Raw genomic sequence first — 12,794 nt, 5'->3', positions numbered from 1 at the left:
AAAGCAGGGATCCAGTGGCTTTCCCCGTAATCTGTACGCAAGCCATTGGGTCCGCGCTTGCGCGAGGATCACGACAACAAGCGCGTGGCCGCACCGACCACGCCCTGACTGGCTCGTCATCCCCGCGAAGGCGGGAAGCGCTTCTCAACCGCCGGATGGCGGGTCATCCAGTGGCTTTACTGGCAATCCGCATGAAAGCCACCGGTCTCCCGTCCACGCAGGGATGACGAAAGAATAATGTCCCTCAAAATCAACGAACTCTGCGTCAACTGCGACGTCTGCGAGCCGGCCTGCCCCAATCAGGCCATCGCGATGGGCGAGACGATCTATGTGATCGATCCGGCGCGTTGTACCGAATGCGTCGGCCATCACGATGAGCCGCAATGCGTGGTCGTCTGTCCGGTCGAATGCATCGACCCCGATCCGGCGTATCCTGAAAGCCAGGACGATCTGCTGGCGAAGCTGCGCCGGCTACAGGCCGAATAAAGCTGCTCTGTATTCGTCACAAACTAGGAGAGTCCGTGAAACTACGCAGAATTTTCGCCGTCCTGTTGACGGTTGCTTTTGCTCCTGCCGTGTTGGCCGCCGATACCGGCCAAGCTCCGCATTCCCAGCACCCTTCCGGTACCGCCATCGCCAGCGCACATAAGCTGGCCACTGACGCGGGCTTCGAAATCATCCAAGCCGGCGGCAACGCATTCGATGCCGCGGTGGCCGTGTCGGCCACATTGTCCGTGGTCGAGCCGATCAGCTCAGGTCTTGGCGGCGGCGGCTTTTTCCTGCTGCACGACGCCAAGAGCGGCAAGGACGTGTTCGTGGATGCGCGCGAGACCGCGCCAAAATCCGCAACGCCGGAACGCTATCTGGATGCCAAGGGCGAGTTCAATCGCGACCGCGCCGAGAACGGTCCCTGGGCTGCCGGCATTCCCGGTTTGCCAGCGGGTCTGGTGCACGTGGCGCAGAACTACGGCAAGTTGCCGCTGAAGACCTCGCTGGCACCGGCGATACGGATCGCGCGCGAAGGTTTCCCAGTCTACGGGCGACTGGCACGCGGCTACGGCGCCCGCCGCGAGGTGATGGAGCGCTACAAAGGCACGCGCGCGGTGTTTCTGGCCGATGGAGACCCACCAAAAGAAGGCGAATTGCTGAAACAGCCGGATCTCGCACGTACGCTGGAGCGCCTGGCCGACAAGGGCTTCGATGGTTTCTACCGCGGCGAAGTCGCCAAGAAACTGCTGGCCGGGGTAAAGGCCGAAGGCGGCCGATGGGACGCCGATGAGCTGGCCGGCTATCGCGTACGCGAGCGCGAGCCGCTGCGTTTCGCCTACAACGAATGGCAGATCACCACCGCGCCACCGCCGTCCTCCGGTGGCGTGGCGCTGGCGCAAATGCTGCAGATCCTGGATGCCTGGGATCTGGCGAAGCTCGACGATGCACACCGCACGCATTTGACCGTGGAAGCCATGCGCCGCGCTTTCCGCGACCGCACGTTCTATCTGGGCGATCCCGACTTCGTAAAAATCCCAGTGAAAACGCTGGCCAGCCGCGATTACGCCGCTGGCCTGCGCGCGACGATCCATCCGCAGAAGGCGACGCCCAGCGACCTGTTGTCAGGCGAACCCACGCCCTTGGAAGACGACGAAACCACGCATTTTTCCATCATCGATGCCGAAGGCAATCGTGTAGCCGCCACGCAAACGGTCAATCTGTTGTTCGGTTCCGGTTTGGTTGCGCCCGGGACCGGCGTGCTGCTGAACAACGAGATGGATGACTTCGCGCTCAAGCCCGGTACCCCGAATGCGTTCGGCGTGATGGGCTACGACGCCAATGCGCCGCAACCGGGGAAGCGGATGCTTAGCTCAATGACGCCCAGTTTCATGGAGTCGCCGGACCGCGTGGCCGTGCTGGGCACGCCGGGCGGCAGCCGCATCATCACCATGGTGCTGCTGGGCATACTGGGTTACGACGCAGGCCTGGGGCCGCAAGAAGTCGCCGCGTTGCCGCGCTTCCATCACCAATGGACACCGGATGCGATTTCGGCCGAATCCGGTACGTTCACGCCTGAAGTCGCCGCGGCGCTGCGCGCGATGGGCCATCAGCTGAACCTGCCGGAAGACAAAGTGTCTGGCCGCGCTTCCAGCCACGTCTGGGGAAATATGCAGACAGTGTTGTGGGACAAGCGCAGTGGTGCGCTTAGCGGCGGTGCCGATCCGCGCAATCCGGTGGGTGAGGCCAAGGTGGTGGAGCGGGCGTCCGCCGCTTCACCTTGAGTCCAAGGGCTGAATAGACGCCCCATGTAGGAGCGGCGTCCCGCCGCGAGCTCTTTGCTCTATCGCAATCTGGCGGAAGAGCTCGCGGCGGGACGCCGCTCCTACACAGCGCGGTCGCAGTTTTCATGTCCGCGGACCGCCACGGCGTTAGAATCGGCGCATGAAACTCTGGTCGATACGCGGTAACTCCCAAAAGCTCGACGGCGGCGCGATGTTCGGCAACGCGCCCCGTGCGATGTGGGCCAAATGGCTGGCGCCTGACGAACAAAATCGTGTGCCGCTGGCGTGCCGCGCATTGCTGGCCAGTCCTTTGAACGGCAAAACAGTGTTGTTCGAAACTGGCATCGGTGCCTTCTTCGAACCTAAGCTGCGCGAACGCTACGGCGTCCAGGAATCGGAACACGTCCTGCTGGAATCGCTGAAGACAGCCGGCTTCGATCACACCGATATCGATGTGGTGGTGCTGAGCCATCTGCATTTTGATCATGCTGGCGGACTGCTGGCGCCTTGGTCTGAAGGCAAGCCGCCGGAACTGCTATTTCCTAACGCCACCTATGTGGTGGGTGCCGAACACTGGCGGCGCGCCTTGCAGCCGCACCCGCGCGATCGTGCCAGTTTCATTCCGGAATTGCAGGACTTGTTGCAAGCCAGTGGCCGACTGGAGTTGGTGGAAGGCGAGTATTCGAAAGCGTTGGGCGAAACCGTGCGCTTTTGCATCAGCAATGGCCATACGCCGGGTTTGATGTTGGCGGAAATCGTCGGACCGGAACATGTGAGTGGCGAAGCACATGGCGGCGTTGTGTTCTGCGCGGACCTGATTCCCGGCCGCCCGTGGGTGCATGTGCCCATCACCATGGGATACGACCGCAATGCCGAACTGCTGATCGATGAAAAGCGCGCATTCCTGGAAGACAAGCTGGCGCGCAATGTGCACTTGTTCTTTACCCACGACCCTGAATGCGCACTGGCGCAAGTCGTGCGCGACGAGAAAGGGAAATTCGGTACCGCGCACGAGGTTGCCGAGCTGACTGCCAGGTCGTTGGCCGCATAGGTCGATACGATCCGCCGCCTCTCGTAGAGCGGAGCTGCGCCCTGTGATAGCACCAAATCAGTGGCAATGAGGCCGTCGCAACGGCAGGCGGCAGCGAATCGCCGTAAAGACGCCTCTCGTAGAGCGGAGCTTGCTCCGCTGCTGTTGGTGCAGCGGCTCCGGAAACTATCAGCCGAGCAAGCTCGGCTCTACACCACACGCCAGGCACCGCTTCTCGTAGAGCGGAGCTTGCTCCGCTGGGCTCGTGCGGACACTTCGCACGTCTCCATGCGGCCGATTCCTACGGAAAATTCGGGAGAGCCCTGAGGGACGGGGTGAATAGAAAAAGCGATGCTTTTTCCATGGCCAGCCCACGTCTAATTACCGGTCGCAATTCCCAACTTGGGGCGTACTACGTCGTCACCGCCGTTACTTCGAATCGCGACCCACTGTTCGAGCAATCCCAACTAGCCGGTGCCGCCGCCGCGGAAATAGCCCGGTGTCAGGAAGAGGAAAGGGTCACCTCATTGGCATGGGTGATCATGCCGGATCATGTGCATTGGCTATTGGAGCTGAAGCAGGGTTCGTTGAGCCGTTGCTTGCAAGCATTCAAATCACGCCTGGCGCGCGCCGTGAACATGGAAACATCGCAAACCGGTAGCGTATGGCAACCAGGGTTCTATGACCACCGGATTCGCGAGGACGAGGATCTGCTTGAACAGGCGCGTTATCTGGTGGCCAATCCAATTCGCAGCGGTCTGGTCTCTCGCATCGAGGATTATCCGCATTGGTGGTGCCGATGGGTGCAACGCACCGAAGACCTGTAGCGCGGAGCTCGCTCCGCTGCTCTTCGCGATGCATGTCAGGCAAAGAGTAGCCGAGCAAGCTCGGCTCTACATCGGTCCAGACGCTCTTCGTAGAGCGGAGCTTGCTCCGCTGCTCTTGGCGGATGGAGCGTCGCGGTAGGAGCAGCCGAGCAAGCTCGGCTCTACGTGGAACTTCGCTCTCGCACCGTCAACCAACACGCGTACCAAAGATCCGGTCACCCGCATCGCCGAGACCCGGCAGGATGTAGCCCTTGTCATTGAGGCGCTCATCGATGGCGGCGGTATAGACCTCCACGTCGGGATGCGCTTTTTCCAATGCAGCCAATCCTTCTGGTGCGGCCACCAGGAAGATGCCTTTGATGCGGCGACAACCGGCGCGTTTGAGCATGTCTATGGTGGCGATCAAGGTGCCGCCGGTGGCCAGCATCGGGTCCAGGATCAAAGCATCGCGTTCATCCAGCCGGCCTGCGAGCTTTTCGAAGTAGGGCAGCGGCTGCAAGGTGGTTTCGTCGCGCTGCAAGCCCACCACGCTGACGCGCGCTGTGGGCAGTAACGCCAGTACTCCCGGCAACATGCCAAGACCCGCCCGCAAAATGGGCACCAGAGTGATCTTGGCACCCGCGATCTTCTGTACTTCGACAGGTCCTGCCCAGCCGGCCATGGTTTCCGGTCCGGTTTCGAGATCGGCGGTGGCCTCGTAGGCCAGCAGTGTCCCCAATTCGGTCACCAACTCGCGGAAATCCTTGGTGTTGAGCGTGGCGTTGCGTAGCAAGCCGATCTTGTGCTGAACCAAGGGATGGCGGACTTCAACGGTTTTCATTGGTGCGGGCCCAGCAGCGGCGACAGTATGCATAGTCTGCCCGGATCGGCCGCCTTGAGGCGAGCGAAAAAGGAACTAGCGGGCGAGCAGCTGCGCGATGCGGTCCGCCAGCAGCCCATTGCCCTGTTGCCTCGCCAGCACTTCGGCAGTGGCGCCGCGGGCGTCGGCCATGGCCAGATCGGCGCCGCGGGCGGCCAACGCCTCAAGCAGCGTGTCGCGTCCGAACAGCGCGGCGAACATGGCAGCGGTTTGGCCGGCGTGGTTGCGTGTATTGACGTCGGTGCGTGGATCCGCCAGCAGACGATTGGCGATGGCCGTTTCGCCCTTGAACAGTGCCCCCATCAATGCGGTGTTGCCGCGGACGTCGGCCAGGTTCAGGTCAGCGCCGGCTTGCAGCAGCACGTCCAGCGCCACTAGCCGGCCGTGGTAGGCGGCCAGGATCAAGGCGGTATTGCCTTGCACGTCATGTGCGTCGATTTCGGAGCCCCTTGCGATCAACTCGCTCAGCAACTGGGCGTCGCCGGTGCGGGCAGCGTCGAACAGGTAGGGCTGCAGCGCCTCTGCAGTCAGAGCGATGGACGCGTCGACAGCGTGCGCGCTTTGGCCCATACCCGCACCCAGCAGGCAGACCAGCAGGATGGATTTCATAGTTTCTCCAGACGGATGCATGAGCAACATAAAGAGAGCTGGGCACAGCGCGCGCTGAGAGCGCTGCGCCCAGACTGACGATCAGGCGCTTGCGCGATCGTTTACTCGACTAGTGCGGCCGCGAGACTGCGCACTCTGGCAGGTTCGGCCTTGACCGCGCGACTCAGCCGTTCGCCGTAATCGGCATCGGCTTTCTGGAAGTGCGAAAGCATCGCGTATAAAGTCGCATCGTCGCGGACCTGGCCCAGGTCGCCGGCCAGATTGGCGATCAGGTTCTTCTGCTCGGCAGCAGAAAGGGAGCGATAGAACTCGCCGGCTTGGCGGAAGTTGAGCGTCTTTGCAATGCGTGCTTGTTGGGTCGTGCCGCTCAATGATAGCTGGCTATAACGGTACTCGGCCGGTTGCCGCTTAGGCGGCATGCGCGATGGCTCGTAATTAACCGTCCCGGTGCGCGCGCCCGCATTGCTTCGGCCATCCTGATTGTTGCTATTGACGGCGGCATTGGATGCGTTGATGGGCAGCTGATGCGCATTGGGGCCAATACGGTGCAACTGGGTATCGGCGTAAGAGAACACACGGCCTTGTAGCAGACGGTCCTCTGAAGGCTCGATGCCCGGGACCAGATTGGCGGGCGCAAACGCACTCTGCTCGGTTTCCTGGAACACGTTGGCGGGATTGCGATTGAGCGTCATCGTTCCAACCTTGGTTTCCGGAATGTCGGTCCAGATCTTCGTGGGGTCGAGTGGGTCGAAGTCGAACTTGTCCAACTGCTCCGGCTGCACAATCTGCACATACAGATCCCACTGCGGATACTCGCCGCGCTTGATCGCTTCGATCAGGTCGAGCGACGCATGATTGAAGCTGCTGCTCTGGATCTTGGCCGCCTCCGCAGCAGACAGATTCTTTTCGCCCTGGCGGCTATCCCAGCGGAACTTCGCGTAAACGTAGGCGCCGTTGGCGTCCACCAGCTTGTAGGCATGCACGCCGTTGCCATCCATGAACCGATAGCTAGCGGGTGTGCCCAGGTCCGAATACAACCGGGTCAACATGTGAGTGGACTCGGGCACATGCGAGAAGAAATCGAAGAAACGGTTCGGATCCTGCAGATTGGTGTCCGGTGCCGGCTTGAGCGAGTGCACCATGTCCGGGAACTTCATGGCATCGCGGATGAAGAACACCGGCAGGTTGTTGCCCACCAGATCCCAGTTGCCTTCGTTGGTATAGAACTTCGTGGCGAATCCACGCGGGTCGCGCAAGGTTTCCGGTGAATGGTTGCCGTGGATCACAGTGGAGAAGCGCACGAAGACCGCTGTGGTGGTGCCGGGCGCGAACACCTTGGCGCGCGTGTAACGGGTGATGTCTCCCGCGGCGACGAACTCGCCATGGGCGCCCGTGCCGCGAGCGTGCACGACACGCTCCGGCACGCGCTCGCGGTCGAAGCGTTGCAGCTTCTGAATCAAATGCACGTCCTGCAGCAGAACCGGCCCGTCCGGGCCTGCTGTCTGTGAGTTCTGGTTGTCTCCCACCGGAGCACCATTGTCGCGCGTGAGCGGCTGTTGGGCATCGGCGCTGCTGGCAATACACAGCAGGGCGGATAGTGGTAGTGCAAGAGACGAGTGAAGTATGCGCATACGGTGTCCGATTGACGAAGAGGTTGTTCTCTCCGGCTCCAGAATCCAAGGAGCAGACACCTTTGTGAAATCGTCAATTTCGATTGGCGCTATAACTTTGTCCTATGATCGTTCTGCGATCTGTCACCATGGCGGTGAGTTTGTTCACATCGATTCTTATTCTTTTGTTTGCCGAAGCAGCCGCTTGGTCCCACGCCAAAGCGGCTGCTTCTCTTGTGAGTACCGTCAATCAGAACGAATAGCGTGCGATCAACTGATAGACCGGACCCGCGGTTTCGCGTTCGAGTTCGTATTCGTCGAAGTCGCGGTCCAGTTGATCGGCGGCATTGTCGAACTTGTTGAACGCTTCGCGCTTGTCCGCGTCGAGCAGATTGGAACCGGTCAACCGAAGCGAGAGGTTCTGACCGAAACGCTTCTCGACGAACACCTCCAGATCCGCGCCGTAGCGAGTGGCGACCTCTTCGGCCAGGATGCGCGAAAACGCATCGCCTTGGCGGCGATAGCTGGCTCCGAAAGAGAAGCCCCACGACGGGACATCCTGGATAAAGCCAACGTTGTAGACGTACTTCGCCTGGTTGTTGAAGCGGCGCCCGCCGAATGCATCATCGACCGAGCTGTCCAGCCATGAGTAATTGACGAACACGCCCGTATCCGGCATTCCGATGGCCGTCAGTGGCGTTGACATGTCCAACTCGACACCATAGACATAACCGTCGCCGACGTTGGCGGCGGTGTAGACGAAGCTGTTGGGATCGAACTCCGGATAGCCGGGCGAGCCGAGAACCGCATCCGGATTCTCTTCGAGGAACTCTTCCACCTCGTCCTCGAAGTCGGCGACGGCGGTGGCGCTGGGTTCGCCAGTGTTCACCACTTCAATCAGGTCCTGCACATCGCGGTAGAACAGGTTGATGCCGACGACGCCGCGTTTACCCAGCCGATGTTCGAAGCCAAGGTCGATACCCCAGGCCAACTCCGGGTCCAGTTGCGGGTTGCCGATGAAATCGTTGTCGCCGTACTCCTCTTCCAGCAGCAGCGGCAGGACCGAGTTGAAGTTGGGGCGGCGCACGGTGCGGCCCAGCGACAGGCTAATCCGGTCGTTGTCGGTCACGTCCCACTTCAGGTGACCGGAAGGCAGCAGCATCGAGTAGTCGTTGCTGGCGGACTCGTCGTCCGCGCGCACATCCATGTCGGTGTTCTCATAGCGCAGGCCGGCTTCCCAGGCCAGACTGCCCTGGGTGCCGGAGAGCATCAGGTAGGGATCGACGCGGCGTTCGTCGATGCGGCTGGCATCGCGGTCGAACTCGTCATATGGCGGCAGTGGCGCGCCTTCCTCATCGGTATCCACCTCGCTGACTTGCAGGGCGACCTCGCGCTGCTTGTCCAGGTAGTCCACGCCGAACTCCATCCGCACGGCGCCGAGATCGCGCTTGTGCGCAGCCTTGAAGGTCAGTTCGCGGTCCTGGGTGTCGGTTAGCGTGCGCGTGCCTTCGAATCCGTCGAACGACGGCGGGGCATCGTCGTCGTCGTAGCCCACTTCTTCTTCGGTGCTGACGGTGTTGTCCTCGAATCGCGCATAGCCCAGAGCGAGCTCGGTGCGGCCGCCGGCCATATCGAACACGTACTCGGCGGCAAGGGAACCGTTGTCCTGGTCGATGTCTTCCAGCTGATTGTTCTCGGACAACAGATTGTCGCGACTGGTACTCGACGGATCGTTGTACTCCAGCGAGTGCTCGGTTTCGGTGCGGTCGGTGCGCACATAGAAACCGTCCAGGGTGAGCCGGCCGGTGCCGACATCGCGGGCGTAAGACAGGTTGGCCGAATAGTCGGTGCCGTCGCGGGTATCGGTCTGGTCTTCGGCATCGACGAAATCGCCACCAGGTTCTTCGAAGCGGTCGCTGCGCTTAAGTTTCGGGTTGTAACGGCCCTGCACGTTGAAACCGCCCAGCAATCGCCCGCCACCGACCTCACCACTGGCCACACCGCCATAAGTGTTCTTGTACTTGCCGTCATCGAAATGCATCACGCCGGCGCGGACATACTTCCCGTCGAACTCATAAGCGTCGCGCAGCACAATGTTCAATGCACCCGCCATCGCGTCACCGGAACGGTTGGCGCTGGTGCTGCGGATGATCTCGATACGTTCCACCAGCTCGGCGGGAATGCGGTCGACGAAGAACGAGCGATCATTGCCGGCGCCGGGCACTTTTTTGCCATTGATGAGAATCTGGGTGTAGCCCGGATCCAGACCGCGGAGCTGGGCGCCATCGTATTCCAATACATCGGAAACGAAGACCATACTGGGCACGCGCTTCAGCATGTCACCGACCGTCAGCGGCTCGAAGCGCTGAAAATATTCCAGGTCGTACGACAGTACGGGTGCCGTGGCCTCGGTGCGGTTGCGGTAGGTGATTTCCCCCTGTACCACGATGGTATCCAACTGCTTGGGATCGGCCGCGCCAGCGTCCGGCGCCACATTCTGAGCGCTGGCGGCGAAGCTGGCGGGCAGCAGCGCCATGCAGAACAGCCCCTGCGACAGGCCGGCAGCCAAAGCATTGCGTTTCATCGTGTCACGTCCCCGTTATCAAGTTAAACGAAACTTTGTACGCGGGTGATGTGGCGAAAATATGACCAAGACGTTTCCGGCGAATCGGCGAATCAACGCTTGAGCGCTGGTAGCGTCGGTTTGTCACGTGTTTTCCGGAAGAGGGTCGAAATGAGGTCGTGCCACCATGGACTGACACGAAAGTTTCATAATCGGCCGGTACAAGCTTTCCGATTGTCTATTGCATTTTTATGCCAGGGGATGACCAGTGAAATTTCGCTTCGCCATATGCGTGGCTGTTTGGATGCTTGCCGCTTGTGTCGCTGCGCCGAAGCCTGACCGCGAGCCAGATGAAGCCTTCGAAAAAGATCCGCTGCTGAGCGAAGCGAAACTGCCGCACCATGTGGTTCGCGAAGCGTTCCTGACAGCCGCCACGCCGGCCGAAAACATCGATTCGCCCGCTAGCTGGCGAGCACCGGATGGCCAACGTTGGTTGCTGGCCACTGCCAAAGCCGGCGATCGTCTGGTGATATACGACGGCAGCACCGGCCACCAGTTGCGGACCGTGGGCAGTACGGGTACGGGGCTGGGACAGATGCGCCGCCCGAATGGCATCGCGGTGATCGATGATTTGGCGCTGGTGGTGGAACGCGACAACCGCCGTGTGCAGTTGTTCCAGCTGCCGTCCATGCAGCCTTTCCTGGTGTTCGGTGCGGAGGATCTGAAGCAGCCGTATGGCCTATGGGTGCGCGCGCAGAAAGACAGCTACGAAGTGATTGTCAGCGACAACTACATGTCGCCGCAGAACGACGACCTGCCGCCGCCATTGACGGAACTTGGCCAGCGTTTCAAGCGCTATCAGTTGCGGCGTGTGCCGGAGGGTTGGCAGGCGAGGTTAATGGGTAGCTTCGGCGAAACCTCGGATGCGGGTGCGATTCGTATTGCCGAATCGGTATTCGGTGACGTGGAAAACGATCGGCTGCTGCTGGCGGAAGAAGACGTGGCCACCGGCACGCGCCTGCGCGAATACGATCTTGAAGGCCGTTACCGTGGCCGTGACATCGGAGCGGATCTGTTCAAGGCGCAGGCGGAAGGCATGGCGTTGATGCGCTGCGAAGGCGGAGCGGGCTATTGGATCGCCACCGACCAGTTCAAGGACCGCAGTCTGTTCCATATCTTCGACCGGAAAACGTTGAAACATCTGGGTGCCTTTGCCGGCCAGAAGACCGCGAACACCGATGGTGTGTGGTTAGACCAGACCGCCGATGCCCGATTCCCTCAGGGGATTTTCTACGCGGTCGATGATGACCAGGCTGTTGCGGCGTTCGATTGGCGCGATATTGCCAATGCGTTGAAGCTGCCGGCTTGTGTGCTTGCCCGGTAGCACGATTTCAGGTTGACGGAAGAGCTCGCGTCGGGACGCCGCTCCTACAGGTTTGCTAAGCAGCCGCGGCTTGCGCGGCACGCGGGCCTTCGCGAAGCGCGCGGCCGATCATGCTGATCAGCAAGTCCAGTTCGTCCGATTCCATCGCGAAATGCGGCGTGAAACGCAGCGAATTGGCGCCGCCATGGATCACATTGACGCCGCGTTCGCGCAACCACTCCTCAGTGGACCCGGCACCATAGCACTTGAACTGGGGCGCCAACTCGCACGAGAACAGCAAGCCGGTGCCTTGCACCTTGGTGATCAGTCCGCCCAGATCTGCCTTCAGTTTTTCGAGTTTCTCCAGCGCTTCCTTGCCGCGTGCACGAATGTTCTGGCGCAGTTGCGGAGTCAGCATTTCCAGCACGGTGCAAGCAACATCCAGTGCACGCGGATTGCTGGTCATGGTGTTGCCGTACACACCCTTGCGGTACAGGCCGGCGGCGCGTTCGTTGACCGCCAGCACCGACAGCGGATATTGCGCGGCGTTCAGCGCCTTGGAATAGGTTTCCATATCGGGCGCATCCAGGCCTTCGAACCCGGGGTAGTCCACGATGGACAGCACGCCATGCGCGCGCAGGCCGGCCTGGATCGAATCGACCAGGAACAAGCTGCCATGACTGCGGGTCAGTTCGCGGGCGGCGGCGTAGAAAGCCGGCGGAACCGAACGGCCCGGATCGCCTTCACCCATCACCGGTTCCAGGAACACCGCCTCCACAAACCAGCCCTTGGCATCGGCGTCGGAGAAAGCGCGCTTCAATGCCTCCACGTCGTATGGCTCAATGGCAATCAGTGAATCCTCGTTGCGGAAACTCGCCAGATGCTGGACGTAGGACTTGCGCGAGGAATCCGAATACAGCGCCGGGCGTTCGGTGCGGCCGTGGAAGCTGCCCTTCACCACGATGCGCTTGATCGCACGGCCTTCGTGCCGGGCACCCGGATCGGTTTGCAGCTTGGTGTTGATGTCGGCGATGCGCGCGCCCAGGCCCACCGACTCGGAACCCGAATTCAGGCACAGGAAGCGGGCGTAAGGACAACCGCCGCGGGTGTGCCCGATCTCCTTGCGTAGCGCACGGTCGAAACGCAGCTGCGACAGGCTGGGCGTCATGATGTTGGCCATCGCCTGCGGCTTGGCCATGGCGGCCATCACCTGCTCGGGGGTGTGGCCGAAGCCGAGCATGCCGTAGCCGCCAGCGTCATACAGCACCGCACCATTGAGGCTGACCACCCAGGGGCCGCGTGCGGTCAGCGCGATGTAAGGGGTGATCGCGTCATCCGGATAGAAGTTGACGAAGCCACCCTGGACGGCGCGCAGCTGCTGGTCTTCGTCCATGTCGAACAGTTCGGCGAACTCGCCCTGCAGCGCGGCATGCTCTTCCGCCGCCGCCTTGATGGCGGCAATCAGGTCGGGGTGGCTCGCCGCGAATCGCGTCACCGTGGCATCGTCGAGCCCAGTGGTCAGGCGTTTGCCCTTGTGGGCACGCAGGGGGGCGAGCAGTTCGATCGGGGCCATGGGCGTCTCTTTCCGGGTTACTGAAGTCAAGCGTCTAATTATCTAGATAAATTCGTCGTTTGACAGTTATGATTTGCGCAAATTTCCTTT

At 61.2% G+C, this 12,794-nt stretch carries 10 protein-coding genes; 5 read left to right on the top strand and 5 right to left on the bottom strand.

The window, feature by feature from the left end:
* The first annotated feature begins 237 nt into the window (after window positions 1-237).
* The 4 genes from AB6O04_RS13815 (at window position 238) to AB6O04_RS13800 (ending at window position 4,127) form a co-directional block, all read left to right on the top strand.
* Window positions 238-486: a YfhL family 4Fe-4S dicluster ferredoxin gene (locus AB6O04_RS13815; RefSeq protein WP_337342304.1), complete on the top strand. Its 249-nt coding sequence runs from the start codon at window positions 238-240 to the stop codon at window positions 484-486.
* Window positions 487-548: 62 nt separating this feature from the next.
* Window positions 549-2,270 carry a gamma-glutamyltransferase gene (gene ggt, locus AB6O04_RS13810; protein WP_368564617.1) on the top strand — a complete coding sequence of 574 codons (1,722 nt, stop codon included), beginning with the start codon at window positions 549-551 and terminating at the stop codon, window positions 2,268-2,270.
* A 160-nt stretch (window positions 2,271-2,430) separates the two neighbouring features.
* A complete protein-coding gene (locus tag AB6O04_RS13805; RefSeq protein WP_368564606.1) occupies window positions 2,431-3,321 on the top strand; it encodes an MBL fold metallo-hydrolase in 891 nt (296 codons plus the stop codon).
* A 341-nt stretch (window positions 3,322-3,662) separates the two neighbouring features.
* Entirely contained in the window at window positions 3,663-4,127 is a 465-nt protein-coding gene (locus AB6O04_RS13800; protein WP_368564605.1) for a transposase, read from the top strand.
* Between the two features lie 187 nt (window positions 4,128-4,314).
* Here AB6O04_RS13800 and upp read toward each other — a convergent pair whose 3' ends face one another.
* The 4 genes from upp to AB6O04_RS13780 form a co-directional block, all read right to left on the bottom strand.
* Window positions 4,315-4,947 (bottom strand): uracil phosphoribosyltransferase, encoded by a 633-nt coding sequence (upp, locus tag AB6O04_RS13795; protein WP_368564604.1) that lies wholly within the window; start codon window positions 4,945-4,947, stop codon window positions 4,315-4,317.
* A 75-nt stretch (window positions 4,948-5,022) separates the two neighbouring features.
* Window positions 5,023-5,595, bottom strand: a complete 573-nt coding sequence (locus tag AB6O04_RS13790) for an ankyrin repeat domain-containing protein (RefSeq protein ID WP_368564601.1) — start codon at window positions 5,593-5,595, stop codon at window positions 5,023-5,025.
* Window positions 5,596-5,696: 101 nt separating this feature from the next.
* The gene (locus AB6O04_RS13785) at window positions 5,697-7,226 is read right to left on the bottom strand and encodes a catalase (protein WP_368564600.1); all 1,530 of its coding nucleotides are present in this window, start codon (window positions 7,224-7,226) and stop codon (window positions 5,697-5,699) included.
* Between the two features lie 229 nt (window positions 7,227-7,455).
* Complete coding sequence (locus tag AB6O04_RS13780; RefSeq protein ID WP_368564599.1) at window positions 7,456-9,789, bottom strand: TonB-dependent receptor plug domain-containing protein; 2,334 nt, start codon at window positions 9,787-9,789, stop codon at window positions 7,456-7,458.
* A 283-nt stretch (window positions 9,790-10,072) separates the two neighbouring features.
* Here AB6O04_RS13780 and AB6O04_RS13775 point away from each other — a divergent pair, with 283 nt between their 5' ends.
* Window positions 10,073-11,152 (top strand): phytase, encoded by a 1,080-nt coding sequence (locus AB6O04_RS13775; RefSeq protein ID WP_368564597.1) that lies wholly within the window; start codon window positions 10,073-10,075, stop codon window positions 11,150-11,152.
* A gap of 55 nt (window positions 11,153-11,207) precedes the next feature.
* Here the strand turns inward: AB6O04_RS13775 and AB6O04_RS13770 are convergent, their stop codons facing one another.
* Window positions 11,208-12,704, bottom strand: a complete 1,497-nt coding sequence (locus tag AB6O04_RS13770; protein WP_368564596.1) for an aminotransferase class III-fold pyridoxal phosphate-dependent enzyme — start codon at window positions 12,702-12,704, stop codon at window positions 11,208-11,210.
* Window positions 12,705-12,794: the final 90 nt, after the last annotated feature.

It is taken from the genome of Pseudoxanthomonas sp. UTMC 1351 (assembly GCF_040948865.1).
GTDB lineage: Bacteria > Pseudomonadota > Gammaproteobacteria > Xanthomonadales > Xanthomonadaceae > Pseudoxanthomonas_A.
The sequence above is the reverse complement of the archived record's forward strand: the minus strand, read 5'-3'. Positions and strand labels throughout refer to the sequence as shown.

Excerpts from the sequence above, each read along its gene's own strand:
- AB6O04_RS13790 (WP_368564601.1), bottom strand. The coding sequence starts at position 5,595 with ATGAAATCCATCCTGCTGGTCTGCCTGCTGGGTGCGGGTATGGGCCAA.
- AB6O04_RS13780 (WP_368564599.1), bottom strand. The coding sequence starts at position 9,789 with ATGAAACGCAATGCTTTGGCTGCCGGCCTGTCGCAGGGGCTGTTCTGC.
- AB6O04_RS13805 (WP_368564606.1), top strand. The coding sequence starts at position 2,431 with ATGAAACTCTGGTCGATACGCGGTAACTCCCAAAAGCTCGACGGCGGC.
- AB6O04_RS13785 (WP_368564600.1), bottom strand. The coding sequence starts at position 7,226 with ATGCGCATACTTCACTCGTCTCTTGCACTACCACTATCCGCCCTGCTG.
- AB6O04_RS13815 (WP_337342304.1), top strand. The coding sequence starts at position 238 with ATGTCCCTCAAAATCAACGAACTCTGCGTCAACTGCGACGTCTGCGAG.
- AB6O04_RS13800 (WP_368564605.1), top strand. The coding sequence starts at position 3,663 with ATGGCCAGCCCACGTCTAATTACCGGTCGCAATTCCCAACTTGGGGCG.
- AB6O04_RS13770 (WP_368564596.1), bottom strand. The coding sequence starts at position 12,704 with ATGGCCCCGATCGAACTGCTCGCCCCCCTGCGTGCCCACAAGGGCAAA.
- AB6O04_RS13775 (WP_368564597.1), top strand. The coding sequence starts at position 10,073 with ATGCTTGCCGCTTGTGTCGCTGCGCCGAAGCCTGACCGCGAGCCAGAT.
- upp (WP_368564604.1), bottom strand. The coding sequence starts at position 4,947 with ATGAAAACCGTTGAAGTCCGCCATCCCTTGGTTCAGCACAAGATCGGC.